This window comes from Paenibacillus sp. CB74, assembly GCF_055687625.1.
In genome coordinates this window covers 5,489,298-5,508,146 of record NZ_CM146009.1, presented here as the reverse complement: position 1 = coordinate 5,508,146, position 18,849 = coordinate 5,489,298, and the positions used below count along the sequence as shown (strand labels likewise).

The following is an 18,849-nucleotide window of genomic DNA, read 5'->3' as shown; positions in this document are numbered from 1 at the left end:
ACAATAAATTATAGAATATATGCAAAAAAGCCTACTCCGATGGGAGTAGGCTCTTCTGCCAGTCTGATCTATCAAAGTTATTTGAAATTAGGATCAAACTTCATCATGTTCATTTTACCTTGTTCCTTATAACTCACATAGATGTTATCGGTGCTGTCTATGGTGATGTCTAGCTGAAGAACATCACCAGTGGAGAACCCGGCAGATCCTACGGGTCTCCAGTCCATATTCTCATATTTCAACACAGTCACCCTGTTGCCGTTTGCTGCATCTCGATAAGCAACGTAAGGTGTTCCTTCGCTGTCAAAGGCCATATCCATGCTTACTTCTTGAGATGAACCCACCGAGAATCCGGGAGTGCTCACCTTTTCCCATGCTGTATCTTCTGATGGAGTGGAGTGCGGATATTTCCACATTTCAACACCATTGGAACTGCTCAGATAGATCATATAAGGTACGCCAGATGGATCAAGCGCAGATGCAGCATCCATATTCGGAGTTATTTGATATGGATATAATTTAGGATCTAATTGTTTCCATGACCCATCTGCCAGACTATATCCTATTGCCACAGGGGTACTAGATGACCTGAATGGAGCAAATAAATACATGCCGTTGTTTGGTAATGGTGCGAGGAAGGCTCTTAGACCTGCGAATGCCTGTATTCTCGCTTCTTGTATCCGTCCCCTATCGCTATAATACCTCCATGACATGAGCATTGACGGTTCCGCAGCATTACCGACCAAAGCACCTCTAAACATCAGAAAAGGATTATCATCCTTATCAAAGGTAATGAAGAAGCTATCTTGAACTGTATCTACTTTTCTGCTCGTCTTACCATCATTCCAACTGAAGTCTGAGACAGTAGATACTGCTCTCCACCACTTATGTTCATCATTATAATTCTTAAAGCTTACTTTACCTGAGCTATTCCTATAAGCAACATAAAGCTTGTCCTTACTGTCTATTCCAAGCGATATAGCTGAGCTCCCTAATCCTCCCGCTTTTTCAAGATCACTTTGATTACCCAAGGGCTGCCACGTGCCTCCCTTATATTGCATTACAAATACTTCGTAATTGTCCTTTATATAAGCCACGTAAGGAGTCCCTTGACTGTCGAAGATGACATTGGACTTACTATTCAATTCCAACAAGTCACCTACTTGCAGCCATGATGTCATGGTCCACTTCGCGTACAAGGTGATGTTTGACGTCACCGGCGTCCCGAAGTCGTAGACGATCTCCAGATCGGGATCGCTGTACCATCCTTCAAATCGATACCCTGCCCACTTCAGCGCAGCAGGTGCCACAGCTTTGTCACCAGTAACCACCGTCTGACTACCTACTGCTGCCCCACCGTTACTGTCAAAGTCCACCGTGCGGCTGTTGAATGTCCACTTCGCGTACAGCGCGAGGTTACCCGTCACCGATGTCGTGAAACTGTAGACTTCATTCAGTCCAGCGTCGCTGTACCAACCGTTGAACGTGTAACCATCCCTTGTCGGTACGGCAGGCTCCGTAGCATTACCGCCGGTTTGCATATTCTGGTCAGCCACCAGTGATCCGCCGTTACTGTTGAAGGTGACCGTGTAAATAGCCGTCCATTTCGCGTACAAGGTGAGGTTGTTCATCACAGGTGTCGTGAAGCTGTAAGATTCATTCAGACCAGCATCGCTATACCAGCCTTCAAATACATGCCCTGAACGTGTCGGCGCTTCAGGAATCGTTGCCGTTTCACCCTCACTTACAGACTGATTACTCACTGACGTTCCACTGTTACTGTTGAAGCTCACTGTGTAGCTATTCTTCGTCCACTTCGCGTACAGCATTACATTCGCCGTTACACCTTCCGTGAAACCATAAGACCTCGTCATTTCGCTGTCGCTGTACCAGCCGCTAAATACATAGCCTTCCAGTGTCGGAGCACCAGGAGCAGTAGCCACGGCACCTTCGTTCACAGTCTGTTCTGTGACTACCGATCCGCCATTACTCTCGAAAGTTACAGTATAAGTATTCGGTACATAAACCGTCCACTTCGCGTACAACGTGAGGTCTCCCGTTACCACCATAGTCGTAAAATCATAGGCGTTCGTTAGCTCGCTATCGCTGTACCAGCCGCTAAATACATAGCCTTCCAGCGTCGGAGCAGTAGGGACCACCACCTTGGCGCCTTCGTTCACTGTCTGGGCTGCGACTTCCGACCCTTCATTGCTCTCAAAGCTTATCGTGTAAGGGATCAGCCACTTCGCATACAGTGTGAGATCCGCCGTCACTGCTGCAGCGAAGTCGTAAGCATTCGTCAACGTGTTATCACTGTACCAACCGCCGAATACATAACCATCTTTCGTCGGTTCAGTCGGCGTACTAATCGTAGCGCCAAACCCTACAGTCTGAGCCGGCACTTCTTCGGACCCACCATTACTGTCGAAATTTACGGTGTAGTCGTTCATTGCCCACTGAGCGGTAAAATGGACATCTTCGGCAGGCATCGTGGTCGGCGGCGTTGGCGACCAACCCGTAAAGCTATATCCCTGCCATGTCGGAGTGCCCAGACGCAACAGCATCGTTGCTCCGAAAGGAACATTATCCGTTTTATTTGCTGCTCCAGAACCGTTATAATCCACCGTCATTTGGTATACATCACGCTTATAATATACCTTTAGCGTCGTTTTGCCGTTGCTCGTGATTAGATCCGTCAGTACCGAAATACTGTCGTCCCGCACGAAGCCATCATAGGATCTCGGCTTGACGTCCGTCATATTCGCCTCGGTACCCGTAACTCCACGATACGATTCCGTATCTGCAACCGTATAGGTGTCACTTCCGATATTTTGCAGCAAGTATACGACCTGATAAGGCGTACCCTCTCTCCCCGTCCACTTCGCTGTATACGTAGTATCCTCAATCGGCATCGCACTTGGAACTTCTGGCGACCAACCGGCAAACGTATATCCCTGCCTTGTCGGCACAGGTATACGAGTAGCGATGTTCTTGCCAACGGCTTCTGTTACCGAGATTTGGGGCGCGCCGGCATAACCTCCAACGAAAGTCATTTTACGATTCGCCGGAGAGTAATTCACTCTGACGACCGTTGTGCCGTCACCCTTGATCAATACGCCGCTTACCATACCTGTCGAATATCCTTGCTCCTTAAACCTGTCGGAGCTGATGCGAATCTCCGTGTCCGTTGTTCCGGTCAAATTCTCCGTATCCACAGGCGGAGCCAATGTTCTGCTGTTCGGGTCTAGCACATAATGCTCAACGGTATACGGCGTATTCTTGTTCGCAATCCAGTGCGCATACAGTTTCCGATCCTCCGCAGCCATTCGGCTCGGAATCGTGATCTTCGTGCCGCCGGAAGCGGCCGTATACCAGCCGTCAAATGTGTATCCTGGATATACTGGGGTGACTACGTTAATAGGCGCGTTATACGGAGCCGCCACAACCTGGGTCACTCCGCCGTTCTGAGGATCCAGCTGAAGGATGTAGTCACCTACTCTGGCAAGCCAGCTTAACTGAATCGTACGCTTGAGCGGATCGGACGTGAACGACCCCGGCGATCCCTTCCAGGTGATAACCAGATTGCCATCACTCACCTGAATGTTCTTGTCCACCACTTCAATCATCCCGTTTGCTGCGTCATACTTGAAGTTTGGATTGTCCACCTGAATATCGAAATTCGAGCGATCATACGCTTTTTCATCCGTATCGCCTGTCTTCAAATCAAAGGTATTCATCGTGACCCACAACTCCGGTACAGCGATGGATGACGCAGAACCCGCCATGTTCACCTTGAGCGACTTATCCTGAGGATAGGCGAAGTCGTAGACGTTCTGTTCTTCTCCAATTGTATACAGTGGCCACTCTTCATCGACCAGCTCCACGCCGCCAGAGAGTGCGCCATCTCCTAATTGAGCACCGAGTTCAACCTCCAAATAGATGCCAATCTCAACGAAGAGGGCGCCTAGAGACTTCGTACTCTCCACCCCGCTAATATTTTTCAATTGATAATAGAAGTAGCCCCACAGATTCACATACACACCAGGTTCTACAGCAAGCCCGATACTATTCAACTTGACGCTTCCAATCCCCGCTTTGACCTCCATATGAATACCAGCTCGTAAACCGATCGTCCCCATCACATAGAAGGTAAATTGGTAATCTCCGTCTCCCGGCAAGCTGACCGTATTGCTCGAACCACTGAAACTCAATACGCGCAAGCTAACCGAGTAACGCTTGGCCATCTTATAGTAGAAATCTGCCCCCACCGTCAGGTTCACCTGGGCGCTGACCACAAACTCCGCTTCAAATTTGACTTCCACAATACCTAAAGCCACGCGTACGCTCTTTTCAAAGAGCTCCTTCTTGATTAACGGAACCCATTCCGTGTCTTGCTCCAACATCTCTTGATACTTTTCCTTCAACGATTCCGCATCTACGGCAGTATCCTGCACACCCGCCATTACCGCTTTAATCTGTGTCGCAATGTCCTGGACCTTTCCCAACCTGCCAGCGTTCTTTTCGCCCACCCAGTCATTCAGTGCATCATTTAACTTATCGCGTTCAACGAGAGCTATCTCTGCCGTGATGTTCATTCCGGTATAGCTATAAGCATCCAGATTCGCCGTAATTACATAATCATCAATGCTGTACCAGTAAGGAATTCCCCACTTTTTCAGCCAATGCCCTTGCATATCCCCATTAATACCGAGATCCAGGCTCATCTCCTGGACGAAAGTACCCGTCATATGGATAACAAGTTCGCTGTCTTCATTGATATTGACAACAATATCGGCGCCCACTTGTAATGTAGCGCTTACGCCTGAGGTTCTGCCGTCAATATTTTTCAGCCTCGTGCCGAGTGAAGCAACAACGGTCAGGTTCTCCACACTTACCCGGCTCCCTTTACCGGACGCTAGGGAGGACTGAGCCTTGATCTCCTGAATTTCCTTCGTCTCCATGGCGATATCAGACAGATAATCCGCGGCTTCATTGACGAATCCGCTGTCTCTCGCTTGCTGCTCAATTTGCTCTTCAAGCTCCGCGATCTGCTCTACCGATAACAGATCATCGCCGTCAATCGCTTGCTGCTGATAGATGTTGAAGACATTCTCAATATCCCCAATCGTGGCATCAGTATATTCGATGACGTCCATCTCAGCTTCAGGCGTAATCGAAGTGATACGTCCATAACTGACAATTCGAGAACCATCTTCAGCAAAGTTGCCTTCATAAAAGCCGATAAAGTCACCCACATCCACCGTGGTTAACTCATCCAAGCCGAAAGGCTCATACAGGCTGTCGCTGTAGTTCATCTGGGTATGCTCAACTGTGATGGAATTGTTGTTCCGATCTCCATCTGTGTCCGCTTCCACACTCACCGGCAGAACATCCGGCTTGAGCAATACTTGTTTGATATCCGCATGATCGTAGGTATAAGTGCTTCCGTCTACCGCTGTAATCTGGACATAGGCCACATCGCCGTCGTCAGCGCCGGTGGTTTCTAACGTGCGTCGATCGGGACGAACCCCTTGATATATGGCGACAGTATTGCCGACTTGAATCACGGTGCTGCCGGAATACACGAACGTTCCACTGCTCGCATTCGCCTCGGCAAGCGCATTTTCGCTACCGCCCACCGTCGTGGCAACTACCGAAATCGCAGGGGAACCCACAGCTTCGCCATTCAATATCATATCCGTGACATCCGTAAATGGAAGGTAGATCATGTTAGGGTTCAGCGGAATGTCCAGAACCTCTTGCTTAGCAACACTAAAAACGTAAATACTCGTCGTCGCATCCTGACCTTGGAAGGACAGGTTATCGCTATTCAACTTCAGTTGATACGTATTGCCTTCAACGAATCTTCCGTCTTCAGCTGCGGACGCTACCGTGAAAGCCCCGTTCCCGCCAGTGACGGTAACTCCAGCAAAGTCGGGATTCGCCGTGTCTGAGAAGGTCATATTCGCTTGAACCTCGGATACTGTCAGGTTGCCTGATGCATCGTTTACTGCAATCGTGAAGTCCGGTGCCACATCCAATACCGAATAGCTTGGTGTGCTCTGTACGGCATTATCTATGCTATCTGTATACTTCGCATACAACTTCATATCCTCAGTTAGCGTACTACCCTCTGCAAAGATGAGCGAGAAATCACTATCTGTAAACCACCCTTGGAATATATATCCCTCTTTTGTTGGAGCCGGCAGGTTATTTAGCACCTGGCCTTTTCGCACCTTCTGCGCAGCAATCGCCGTGCCTCCGTTGCTCTCAAACGTGAGCGTATACGCAGTGGAACCCGTACCCGGGTTACCTCCGTTATCTCCAGGCGTTCCGCCACCGTTATTACCGCCCGGTGACGGCGTTGGCGTTGATGTCACTGGTGATGTCGGTGTTGGTGTCACCGTCGGCGTTGGTTCAGGTGTTGGCGTCACTGGCGTTGAATTCTGCTGTTTCCACGCCTCTACAACTACATTGTTGCGCATGAAAAGAACCGCAGCTTCCGAGCGAGTTGCTTGCGCACGCGGATGGAAGTTGCCCTTGGCGTCTCCGGTGAACACACCGGCTTGCCACAGCTTGACGACCGCGTCAGCCGCCCAAGGCGATACATTCGCGAGATCACCCGGCTCTGTCGTGACCAGATTCTCGGTCTGATATGGAATCTGTTCGCTTTCAAAATACCGCAACGTCATCGTTGCCATCTGCTCACGGGATACGGTGGCATTCGGCGAGTATTTATCTCCACCCGTACCGTCAGTAATCCCTTGCTTAACTGCCCATTCGACATACGGCGCATACCAACTGCCCACCTGTATATCAGCAAAGCTTGAAGTAGAATACGTCCCTGTATCTATCCCAGCCATCCGTCCGAGTGCCGTCACATACATGGCACGCGTCATTGTCCCTTTAGGTGAGAAGGTACTTGCAGCGGTCCCGCTAAGTATGCCCTTCTCCTGCACATGGACGACTGCATCGTAGAACCAATCCGTCGGACTCACATCCTGGAACCCGCTGGATGTGGTAACTTTGGTCTGATGCATCGGCAGTTCAGCCGCTGCTGCCGATTGCGCTTGTAATATGGGCACGGCAGACACGATTAAGCTGATCACCAGCATCCACATCAGGACCTGACGGCTCACCTTCCATCCCTGTCTTACTTTTTTCACGTTCATTCATCCCTTCTATGTATAGATCAAACTAAAAAAATACCGTCCAAAATCTGTTGCTAACCAAGCTAATCAATAAAGCCAGACTAATAGCGGAAACCATTGACCCAGATGGGGATCATTGGTTTCCTCCGAGTCAGTTCGCCCGGCACGTGGAGATCAAGCGGGGAAATAAACTTTACATACAGACATGGCATTGTCCTAGCTGCGGCGTTCAGCACGTTCGGAACATCAACGTCAGCTAAACATCCAACTGGAGAGATCTGACTGCTTCTGGCTACGATGCTACCAACTTCACAGAATGAAGTCGTTCACCGATCTTTCTTATCAGTCGCAGTCGAATTATGACCGACACAGGCAAATCATGTCGTTTTTTCTTCCGTATTTTATCATGCGAGATAGGGACACTTGTGAATTATAAAGAAAACTTTAATTAAGCAACTACTCGCAAACGAGAACATTATAGACATCAAAAAATAGCGGCTAGGGAAGGTAACTCCCACACCACTAATTTTCATAAATTCTTTTAGCTAGTCTGTAGACCATCCAGATGATCCGTATCTAAACGATCCATATACCAGAATCAAATATATCAACTGCTCTTCCCCCAGAGCAGTCTTTGAGAAAGCAAAAAAATACTTCTATGCTTCTTGGAATTTAATGAAATAAAATTCTTCTGCTGATTCTTCGCCACATTGTGGGCGATGTGCCGGAAGCGCTGCCCACTTTCAAACTCGGGATCAAGTGCAATCGGGATGCCTTTATGTACGGAACGTATAACTTCTACATCGCTATGAATCACGCCTATCACACCGATATTGAGAATATCGATGATATCCTCCATCTTTACCGTTGCCGAACGAGCTTCCTGCCTGTCGGCCATATTAATGATGAGCTGCGGAGGAGCCTGAAATATATTTTCTAACAATCCGATTACGCGATCAGCGTCCTGAAGCGACGTTCGATGAGGGGTAGTGACGACAATAGCCTCATCTGCAGCTAAAGCTGTATTCCAGAATCCATTTTCAATGCCTGCCGCCGAATCAATCAGCACATAATCATAATCTTGGGCTATTTGCTGCACGACCTCGCGAAAAACTTGCGGATCATCGTGATGCATCACGTCGTTACTACAGGAGATGAAGAACAAGGTGCTAATTCGCTTGTCTTTGACAATCACTTGATGTAAAGCACATCGACCGGTCAGAAAATCGGAAATATGATAGTTTACCCTATTGCTCAAACCAAGCGGAATATCCAGATTTCTCAATCCAAAATCAGCGTCGATCAGGCAAACCCTGTTCCCCGATAAGGCAAGGGCAGTCCCCAGATTAGCCGTCACCGTTGTCTTGCCAACTCCACCTTTCCCTGATGTGATACATATAACTCGTGCCATTGGAGCCACTTCCTTCTTCAAGTACTAATGCGAGACAGCATGACAACCATTTCTTCACATGTTATCGTTTGATCCGGCTTGAATGTACCGCCCTCGTAGCATTAATCAGTTGCCATTTGATGAAATATGTCGTTATATCGACCATAGTGATTTTATCATGATGGATTAACCTACTTGAGAAACCTAAAGAAAACTTTAAATCCGTTCGTATTGGATCGTTAAATTCTTCGGAGAGATGGCACATCATTTTGACGAAGATGGAAAAGCGCGGAACTTCTGTTGAGGGGTTTGATACCTTGAGTCAATTACGAAGCTAGAGGAATGAATAAAAAATGGGAAAATAGCGTCAAGTACTGTCCCAACGCGATTTTCCCATTTATAATAGATTACGCTGTATTCATGCTGGTGACACACTGGTAGCAACCAGCATATATCCACTCCCTCGAATCGTGATGATTCGTTCGGGATCAGCGGGGTCAGTCTCAATTTTTTTACGTAAATTACTGATATGTACAGCAACTGTCCTCGTATCTTCCAGACTTTCCATCCCCCAGATGAGTTGAAACAATGTGTCGACACTGACGACACGATCCACGTTTTGCGCCATATAGGACAACAGACTGAACTCTTTTTTGGATAAAAAGATAGGTTTACTCCCCATGTTGACGGACTGCGTGTAGAAATCCAGTGTCAAACCCGGTAACTCCAGCAGTTGTTCCCTTCTACCCGTTGATACTCTGCGAAGATGAGCCTTGATCTTGGCCATGAGAACTCCCGGACTAAACGGCTTGGTCACATAATCGTCGCCACCATAGGATAATGCGCTAATTTTCACTTCATCTTCTTCCTGGCTGCTCAGAAACATGATCGGCGCGCTGGTCAAGTTACGTGCATTTCTACACCAATCAATACCGTTTTCATTAGCAAGCAATACATCCAATACAATCAAATCGGGCTTGAACGTTGTAAGCAGCTCCATCGCTTCTGTCCCGCTATGACTGTATGTGGAGTTAAACCCTTCTCTGTCGCAATACACCTGAACAATCTCGCATATATGGGGATCATCATCGACGATCATAATTCTGTGATTTTGCATTCCATCATCCCTTTCCTTCGCTCCCGATACAAGGAAGCATCACATAGAATGTCGCCCCCATCTTACCGTCACTCTCCGCTCGAACCGTTCCTCCATGCGCAAGTACAATTTCCCTACAGATCGCTAGCCCTAGCCCACTGCCGTCTATTCCATTCCCCAAGCCCGGACGATCGTATCTGTAATTACGTTCAAAAATCTGCTCAAGCTGATCCGGAGGAATACCCATTCCAGAATCCTGTATGCTAATGTTCGCATGGCGAGTATGATTCACCTCGACCACAGCTAACGCAATACGTATCAGCCCTCCCCTAGAGGTGAACTTCATGGCATTCGACAAGAGATTAAATAAAGCCTGCTCTACTCTTTTGGCATCCATCTCGACAACTGGCAAGTCAGATCGTGGATCCTCTGCTTTTTCAATATCCAAAATGAAATCTAATCCTGCATCACGTACAACAAGCTCATATTGTTCAAATAGATCATGCAAGAAGGGAATAATCTGAACCGGCTCCATTCGGTACGAGACTTGTCCGGTCTCCAAATGCGACAAAAAGGACAACTCCTCGATCATGCGGTTAATCCTTATCGTGTTATCCCGGATATACTTCAAATATTGTTCATTGCGTTCCGGCTTGACTCTGTCCTGTATGGCTTCTACATACCCAAGCATGCTGGATAACGGCATACGCAGATCATGCGTAATATAGGCAAGAAGCTTCTTCCTTCCTTGCTCAGAGTGGAGCAACCGGTCATACGAAGTGCGGAGATTCTCATGGGCTGTAGATAAGGCCTGAGTTCGCTCCTGCACGGTCCGTTCCAGATTCATATTCATTTCGATCAGCTTGTCGTTAGCATACTGCAACTCACGTGAGATTCTCTCCTCATTGGATGCCGTCCTCGTAAATCTCGAAGAAAGCAGAATCATCTGTGCGATCGTAAATATCAATAAACCAAGCGGTGATGTATTTCCGATCAGCGACCATCCGTTGTAATATAAGAAATCGTTGACAACAGTGATCAAAGTAACCACCGACACCAACAGGAAGATCAACGCTCCCTCCATACGTCGCACAGCCATTCGAACCAGCCCGACCATCAGATACACCATATGTAGAACTACCATTACACCAATTACCAGCAAAAACGGAGTATAGATCAGCGCAGGGGTTACCACAACAAAGATACAAAATGCCCCCGTTGCGATCCGGGTGACAAAATGAAACCAGCGTGATACATAATTCGGAAAAATGCAATCAAAATACATCGTGATGATAAATCCACTGACACAAAGTGTCAGATACTCGATCTTGAACTGCAATTCCCAAGGGAATTGTGGCAGCCATTGTGTAAGGACAAGCTCACCGTTGAGTAAGGATCGGACACCGAGCAGTACAGCGAATAGGCCAAAATATAATGGCGCTCTGTCCTTGCGTCGCAGAATGAACAACAGCAGATTATACAAGCCAATCACCAGCAGACTTGACGTGATGAACATGTCGGCGGCAAGATTCAAATTGGTGTTGGTCGTTAGTACATCACTGCCGCCCAGCTCGATGTACTTGGTAATACCACCCCGATTATGTTGGAAGTTAGATACTTGCATCACCAACTCTAACGTATCGTTTTCAGGCTGAACAAATAACAGCTTCGTTGCCAGATGCGGGATCATACTGTTCTTGTCCTGACCAACCCTACCAACTTGTGCCAGGAGCTCGCCATTCACCCATAATTTATAAGCGTGAAAAATGCTGGGTAGCCGCAGAGCAAGACGCTCTTTTTGATCCTGCTTGCTTAATTGAATAATCAGTCGATAGGTTGCATAGCCTGTCCCACCCAGCTTCTCTCCCTCTAACCGGTAGCCTGACCAAGAGCTAGGGATATTGATCCAGTGGGTCTGGTGTCCCTCCCTTGGTGAACGAACCCGTATATCCTCAGGCGACAACAGCTCTTGCCAGTAGAAAGCCCACTCCCCTGTTAACTTTTGGGGATTCGTACGGAGCTGAACCTGTGTTAGATCCAGAACACCTTCTTCACTTTGGAAGTTGGATGAATCCGGTGTAGAGAGAACGACATAGCCGGCAACCAAGCCAACAACAATGGCAGCAACGATATAAAACCAGATTTTACTATAACCGACTCGAAGAATCCCCCTCATGATGAACCCAACCCCATTCTACAACAGCGCAATAAGTAAGCTGATTACCCAAATAATATCATCAATGCGGAAGAATGTACTCTGCAAATTTCTAGGAATAGCTTAGAGCAAACCTCAAGATCACGCCCCTTTGACAACCCTCGCTTAGCTGGCACGACACCACAAAAAAAGTATGCACTTTGTAGTGCATACTTCATGAACTATAGAGAACTATTAATGATGTCTGCGAATGCATCCCTATTGTACGTATCATCCTGTATGCGCCATTCTCCCTTATCCTGCAAAAAGGTGATATCGCCCGATAGCGGAATAGAATTGATCTCCTTTCCGTTCTCGTCTGTGAATTTCAGATCGAGCGTGTACTCCACCAGAATCCAGTCGCTCTTGCTGTCTTTGATCTTGGTTTCAATATTTTCAGGATGCAAGTTCGCTTGTTCGATGTGTGCAACCTGAAGAGGTAAGACAATATATCGATTAGCCATGTAAGCCTCATAATTTCTGGAGGTTAGGAATGGCTTCATAGTCTCTCCTTTGGCCAATAACCCTTCCATCTCTAACGTATCCTCATAGTCCTTGCCATCCACGGTGAGTTCTGTTGTCTTATACTCCAGCGACATTTCGAGCGCTTGTTGCTGCTCCTCCGCCGTCGCCTTCTGATCACTCATATCACTCGGTTGTTCCGTTGTTGGTGGAGTGACAGGTTCAGTGGTTTCTGCTGGTTCAGATGGTGTACACCCCATTAACATGGCGGCGGAAAGAAATAATGTACCCATCACATAAACGAACTTACGCATGGTTAACCCCTCCCTTTCTCGTCTGTATTACTCTCAATTATCCCTTTAATAGGATATAATGTCCAGTTATTGGACACATCCAAACAAACACATGCCCCTTTCGTAATAGATTATGTTATAGTCATCGAGAAGTGATTTGGAGGCGATAATGATGATGATGATTAAAATTACAAATGGACCAACTCTCGAAGGATAGCGCCTGCGGGTCCAATAACTGCGTGTTTCCTTCAACAATGAAGGTGTGAAAGCTATGTCAATTTATCAAATCGTACCCATGGTCTATGACTCCAAGGAACAGATTGATGCTATTATTTTGCTCGAACAACAATGTAAACAGCTCGATTCCGTGCATCTCAAGGCAGACCTTGATCATATTAGCAAAAAAGACGGAGACCACGCGCTCCTCTGTTATCGTGACGGTGATTTGGCAGGACTCCTCAGTTGGTATAATTCTGACAGCGTAACCGGGAATATTAATGCCATCGTACATCCGCATTATCGTCGCCAAGGTGTGTTCACCAGCCTACTGAAACAAGCCATCCTGGACATGAAACCACAGGGGATTAATCAACTCAGTTATCGCGTTCCTCAGGGCTTATCCTCGGGTGTTCTTACTGCCCAGTCCCATGGAGCCATTTATGATCGTGCGGAGTATTCGATGCAACTTGTGAATCAAGTCGTTGGGGTTGTGGAATCGCCTGAACTAACGTTGTCCGTGGCAGAAGCCAAGGATATGGAGTTTATGGTCACTTGCACATCCCAGGCTTTTGGAGATTCGGAGGACTGGACACGCAATTACTTTATGCAAACGAATGAACCCACCCGAGTTACCTATATTGCATGGCAGGATCAACAGCCTGTTGGACTGGTACGGGTCAACTCCATTAATGCAACAACTGCATTTATTCATAACTTCTGTATTTTACCCGCTTATCAGGGTCGAAAAATAGGACGCACTGCGCTTCATATTCTGGTGAATCTCCTAAGGAAACAACACTATACAGATATTCGCCTATCCGTTGTTACCGAGAACGAACGCGCTTTGAATCTGTACCGTAGTGTAGGTTTTGAGGTGAATTCAGAGTATCACTATTTCAGCGGTAATTTATAGGGGGAAGTATAGAGAGAGACATTTCCCGCAAAGGGAAACGTTCTCTCTCTCTCTCTCTCTTTTACGTGGTACAGATCCGTACATTTACTTTCAGAGATGATTGGAGAATTGGAAAATCAATTTATAGCCGTCGAACGTTTGCCCATACATTTCCCGATAGTGACCTTCGGTATAATTAGTCACTGTTTTCCGCCAGAAAGACTGGCCGATCTTATTGTTCTCCGATGGATTGGTGAACAACTCCCATCTTCCTCTAAACCTTCCGAAGATTGTCGACGCAGCGTGTTCAGCCACACCTCCCCCTCGAAACGGCTGCATCAGAAAGAAATCATGTACGAAGAAGTCTATTCCTTGTGAGCAATATGGCGGCGTGGCTACGAATGCAAACCCTGCTAGAACGTCATCCACAATCATCAGAAACGGATACAGACATTCCGGTTGCTCCCACCAGATGTTCTGTACATCATACTGATCCTGTAACTTTTTATAATCAGGACTTGGTTCGAAAATGCCGTGTTCATTCGGGGTATGCTCTCCACCTAGACCGTAATGACCGGATAGATCATGAAGATATAGCGGGTACATATTTTTAATCACATACGCCTCGTCCTTATTCGTTAATTTCACTTCTATATTCATATTCACCAACCCTGTCAGATAATTTGAAAACGTATTTCAAGAACTCCCTCTCGCATCCTTGCACCGTCATATGAATTGTACGCAATATCACCAGCCCCGAATATATAAAGAATCCTTCATAACCATTCTTTATTCTTCTTTACAGGAAAAAAGCCACATTCGATGGCTCGAACGTAGCTTCTATAGTTTCATCCCTTTTTGCAATATACAATTTTCTTGATGCTATCCACAGATAAACAATATTGATCTGCAAGCTGATCAATGGTCGCTCCTGCAGCAAAAAAATGGCGAATTTCAACGTTCCGTTCCTGAATAACCCTTCGGCCACCCGAATTCTCGCCCCACTTCTTATGGGCACCCTTGGGCCGCGGAATATAGATTAAGCCACCAGGGATATGACGCTGTATTTCTCTAAGCAATTCTTCCGGGAAGATGGTATCCGCATTAATATATTTCATGTTGCTCCACTCCTTAAAAGTTAAAATCTTTAAGGCAGCAGAGTCTTACGATGAACACATTGAATATGCACTACAATGGTATGGCGGAAATGAATTTCAGGCTCTATGCAAACAACCGCCGTTGTTCATCACATGGACTCTGCATAGAGCGGGTCGTGAAACTTCTTATGAATCGAATCATGGTAGCCCCCCATTCATATTCGTGCTGAAGAACTTCAACTATCTATACCATAATAAGGAATAATTATCTTAATGGCAAAATCTACACTTCAAATCGGTAATAAACCCCTGTTAATTCTTCTGAAACGCTCCATAGCTTGTTTGAAATGTCGGCATTATATAATTTTTCGATAACCTTGGCGGTCTTGGGATAGCCCTTAGTACCACCCATACCGCCAGGAGCAATATACTCTCCTCCCGTAATCGTTGGATCTGTTGCAGCGTACAAGGTAGGTAATGCACCCATGTGTGCAGGTTGACTAATGATTTTCAGAAGACTCCGCATGAATATATTCGTCTGTTTCCCCGAACCAAAAGAGAACAGATTGGTATTCGAAATTCCTGGATGAGCGGCGATACTCATAGAATCCATATGGGCGGAATTAAACTTATTCTGCAGTTCTCTTGCAAACATCAGATTGGCCAGCTTGCTTTGACTGTAGAACTTCATGGGAGCATATCCTTTGGAGCCATCCAAATTATTAAAATCAATTGCACCATTACCCGCTGCCAAACTACTTAGAGTAACCACTCTCGATTTTGGAGTAGAAATCAATCGGGGCAATAGCAGGCCTGTAAGCGCGAAATGCCCTAGATGATTGCTACCAAACTGCAACTCAAAGCCATCCTTCGTCAACTGGAATGGAGGATTCATAATGCCTGCATTATTGACGAGAATGGACAAGGAATCGTATTGTTCAAGAAACGCGGCTGCGAACTTACGGATACTGGCTAAATCACTAAGGTCAAGGGGCATAACGATGACCTCTCCAGCTACATGTACAGACGACTTTATCTGATTAGCTGCCTTTTCACCTTTTTCCAAATTACGAACAGCAAGGATAACTTTCGCACCTTTTTCAGCTAACGCTAATGCCGTTTCATACCCCAACCCACCGTTCGAACCTGTCACAATCACTACTTTATTGGATACAGTCGGGATGATGTCTTTAGTCCACACTGTGCTCATATCTCTACACACCTCTCTTATCTTTTCTTACTACCCAAATATCGAGCGTATATAGCTTTTATCCCCTGCCATACTGACTTATGCTCCGTTCGAGTAACTCTCTAACCTGTTGTTTCAATTCAGGGGGCGAGATCACTTTCACTTCCGGGCCATAGGAGAGTAACTTTCTCGCTGTAAAAGAAAACTCCTCGGGCGGAACCAATCCGCGCCACTCGTTGCCTTCAACCGACTTGAACAACACATCTGAAGCGGCCATCCTTGCTCCAAATTCCGTGAATTGCAGCACCGCTTCTACGCTTGCTCTGTCTTCTTTGGCATCTAGCCACGCCTTCAGGCTTGGAACAGATTCATCAACCGATTCCATTACAACCAACTGCTGCATGCGATCCACCCGATACAACAACACGCGATCCTTATTTCGTGCTGGCATGTACCAATACCCCTGCCCATAGTAGATGCCATAGGGAAAGACCCGGACTTTTTTATGACCATTGCGGGCATGATACATAAACTGGATTTCTCTCTTTTCCACCGCTGCACCCAATATCTCGGTTGTTAAAGGTTCGGCATGCTCACCGGGATGCTGGACAAAAGTGATATGCTCTCTCATCCGCATAATGAGGTCCTGTACATCCTGAGGCAAAGTGGAGAAATACTGTTCAGCCAGATGTTCACGCATGGAACCGTACGGAAAATCCGGGACTTGCTGTAGATACTCCAGCATCATAAATAGTCCTAATGCCTCCTGCTGTGTCAGTTGAAGAGGTGGCAAGATCCGATTGGGCAACACCCGATATCCCCCGTTAACACCAACTTCGGTGTACAAAGGAAAACCCAGTGCCTGCAATGCATCCAGATCTCGCTGGATCGTACGTACAGATACGTCAAATCGCTCTGCCAGTTCCCGGGCTGTAAACTTCTGTCTGGAATCCATCAGTCGCATGATGGCCAGTTTCCGATTATTCATAGATTCACCCCCCTAACTACGTCAACTTTTGTCATAGTTAAAGTGTAACATACATTGTAGAAGGGAGCGATTACTATGAACAATAACAAAACCATTTTGTACATTGCTATGAGTTTGGATGGATATATCGCAAGACCGGACGGTTCGGTAGATTGGTTATTTGATGTGGAGGGTGATGGTGGAGACAACGGGTATGCGGCGTTTTATCAAACGATCGGTAGCGTTGTTATGGGACGTTATACGTATGAAGAGGTGCTTACACTTTCTGAAGATTTTCTCTATGCGGATCGCCCAACGTATGTGCTTTCCCGCTCGGAACAACCTCCCGCTCCGCATGTACAGTTTACAACCGAGACGGTAGATACGCTCATTCCCCGATTAAAGCAGGATTCTGACGGAGACGTATGGATTGTGGGTGGCGGAATACTGGTTGAAGCTGTGTTAGCCCAAAAATTACTGGATGAGATTGAAGTCGCCATTATTCCCAAAGTTCTTGGTGATGGCATCCCTTTATTCCCGACAGGCACTGTGCCAAGTCAATTCAAAATGATCCGAACTCAGACGCTCGGACAGATCATCTCGATTCGTTATGAGGTACAGAACAGCGATGCAGTGGACACGCCCTCAAATGTCTAGATAAGAAGAAAAGAAAAAGACCATTCTTATGATGAAGGAACCCCATGAAGCGAGACACATCTAACCCTTGGGGTACAATTCATGAAAGAGTGGTCTTTTCATTCCCATGTTTCAAGCTATCCTAACATGCCTCGCACATATTCTGCTAATACCTCTGCCGTCCTACGATGAGATAACTCGCCTGGATGGGTGCGCGCGCCTACCGTCTCTTCGGTTGTATCGGGAAGCTGGATAATCGTAACCTTGCGATCTCCTGTCTTTTTCGTATACGCATTAACCGCACGGTAGATGGCAGGCATCATCGGGAAACCAAGCATGCCATAAGCCCATACGAGATGTGCCGCCGGATTGTTTTTCCGAAGCTTGAACAAGAACTGTTCTACCGCTTTCTCAAAAGCAGCCAGATCTTCTTCATGATACGTACCGTCTTCGTTTAGCCGCTGCTTGTACACCTTGCCGGTGTCAGGGTCTTTCCACTCAGGTGACTGAAACGCACCTCCATCATTGCTACCCAGGTTCACAACCACCACATCCGGCTGCCACGATCCAAAATCATGCGGATCTCCTGCGCCCAACGCTTCGTTACGTTCACCAGCAAGCAGGCCACAGACCTGATCGTAAACATCGGGGATGTTCCCCTTCGGATTGTTATCCCAACTTGTCAGCACACCCCAGCCACTTTGCGAGATGACCCGATATTCTGCATTCAATGCCTCTGCTGTCATATACGTATAGTTATGTATGGCACTAAACCACATCGGAATCCAATCTTCCTCCGCTTTAGCCCCAATCGCACCTTCGCCAGATGTAATGCTGTCACCGATAAATTCGATCTTGTATGGTTTTTCCTGCACAGGCAGGAACGCTCCATCGGATTTCACCGCATGAACCTGCAAGGAACACCCCGGATCACCACTCATCGCTTGAACATCCTTAACGATCCGAACATTCTTCACCACATTCACGTTCATGCCCCGGAATACACAGACCCAGTACCTTCCCGCCGTTAACATCTGTCTGCTCACCGGAACACCGTTGATTACAATGCTGATCCATGACTCATACATGTCATACTGCGACTCCACCTCAACCCATAGTTCGGAGCCCTGTACATTAAGTTCAACCGCACTTCCCGTCCAAAATAAAGTCAGCGGCGACAACTCACCAGTTGTTCTGCCATGTACCTTGAGATTTCCGATCTCAGGCAGAGCAGTTACCTTTACATTCTCATTAGATATCATC

The 18,849-nt window shown here is 46.9% G+C and carries 12 protein-coding genes; 2 read left to right on the top strand and 10 right to left on the bottom strand.

Annotation, left to right across the window (positions count from 1 at the left end):
• Positions 1–77 precede the first annotated feature (77 nt).
• From ACX9NY_RS24380 to ACX9NY_RS24360, 5 genes are all read right to left on the bottom strand, one after another.
• Positions 78–7,166 carry an InlB B-repeat-containing protein gene (locus ACX9NY_RS24380; protein WP_472475565.1) on the bottom strand — a complete coding sequence of 2,363 codons (7,089 nt, stop codon included), beginning with the start codon at positions 7,164–7,166 and terminating at the stop codon, positions 78–80.
• 592 nt (positions 7,167–7,758) lie between these two features.
• On the bottom strand, positions 7,759–8,562 hold the full coding sequence (gene minD / locus ACX9NY_RS24375; protein ID WP_339257988.1) for a septum site-determining protein MinD: 804 nt from the start codon (positions 8,560–8,562) through the stop codon (positions 7,759–7,761).
• A 397-nt stretch (positions 8,563–8,959) separates the two neighbouring features.
• Positions 8,960–9,658: a response regulator transcription factor gene (locus tag ACX9NY_RS24370; protein WP_472475562.1), complete on the bottom strand. Its 699-nt coding sequence runs from the start codon at positions 9,656–9,658 to the stop codon at positions 8,960–8,962.
• 4 nt (positions 9,659–9,662) lie between these two features.
• On the bottom strand, positions 9,663–11,813 hold the full coding sequence (locus ACX9NY_RS24365) for a sensor histidine kinase (RefSeq protein ID WP_472475559.1): 2,151 nt from the start codon (positions 11,811–11,813) through the stop codon (positions 9,663–9,665).
• Positions 11,814–12,013: 200 nt separating this feature from the next.
• On the bottom strand, positions 12,014–12,607 hold the full coding sequence (locus ACX9NY_RS24360; protein WP_342571448.1) for a hypothetical protein: 594 nt from the start codon (positions 12,605–12,607) through the stop codon (positions 12,014–12,016).
• A gap of 250 nt (positions 12,608–12,857) precedes the next feature.
• On the opposite strand from ACX9NY_RS24360, the gene ACX9NY_RS24355 reads away from it, so the two are divergent.
• A complete protein-coding gene (locus tag ACX9NY_RS24355) occupies positions 12,858–13,718 on the top strand; it encodes a GNAT family N-acetyltransferase (RefSeq protein WP_472475556.1) in 861 nt (286 codons plus the stop codon).
• A gap of 90 nt (positions 13,719–13,808) precedes the next feature.
• Here ACX9NY_RS24355 and ACX9NY_RS24350 read toward each other — a convergent pair whose 3' ends face one another.
• From ACX9NY_RS24350 to ACX9NY_RS24335, 4 genes are all read right to left on the bottom strand, one after another.
• Entirely contained in the window at positions 13,809–14,357 is a 549-nt protein-coding gene (locus tag ACX9NY_RS24350; RefSeq protein WP_472475554.1) for a hypothetical protein, read from the bottom strand.
• Between the two features lie 188 nt (positions 14,358–14,545).
• Positions 14,546–14,815 carry a CD3324 family protein gene (locus tag ACX9NY_RS24345; RefSeq protein ID WP_472475552.1) on the bottom strand — a complete coding sequence of 90 codons (270 nt, stop codon included), beginning with the start codon at positions 14,813–14,815 and terminating at the stop codon, positions 14,546–14,548.
• Between the two features lie 262 nt (positions 14,816–15,077).
• Positions 15,078–16,004 (bottom strand): oxidoreductase, encoded by a 927-nt coding sequence (locus tag ACX9NY_RS24340; protein ID WP_472475550.1) that lies wholly within the window; start codon positions 16,002–16,004, stop codon positions 15,078–15,080.
• A 58-nt stretch (positions 16,005–16,062) separates the two neighbouring features.
• Positions 16,063–16,971, bottom strand: coding sequence for a helix-turn-helix transcriptional regulator (locus ACX9NY_RS24335; RefSeq protein WP_472475548.1), 909 nt, complete (start codon positions 16,969–16,971; stop codon positions 16,063–16,065).
• A 75-nt stretch (positions 16,972–17,046) separates the two neighbouring features.
• Here ACX9NY_RS24335 and ACX9NY_RS24330 point away from each other — a divergent pair, with 75 nt between their 5' ends.
• Complete coding sequence (locus tag ACX9NY_RS24330; RefSeq protein WP_339238790.1) at positions 17,047–17,607, top strand: dihydrofolate reductase family protein; 561 nt, start codon at positions 17,047–17,049, stop codon at positions 17,605–17,607.
• A 116-nt stretch (positions 17,608–17,723) separates the two neighbouring features.
• Here ACX9NY_RS24330 and ACX9NY_RS24325 read toward each other — a convergent pair whose 3' ends face one another.
• Positions 17,724–18,848 (bottom strand): SGNH/GDSL hydrolase family protein, encoded by a 1,125-nt coding sequence (locus tag ACX9NY_RS24325; protein WP_339261565.1) that lies wholly within the window; start codon positions 18,846–18,848, stop codon positions 17,724–17,726.
• Position 18,849 lies beyond the last annotated feature (1 nt).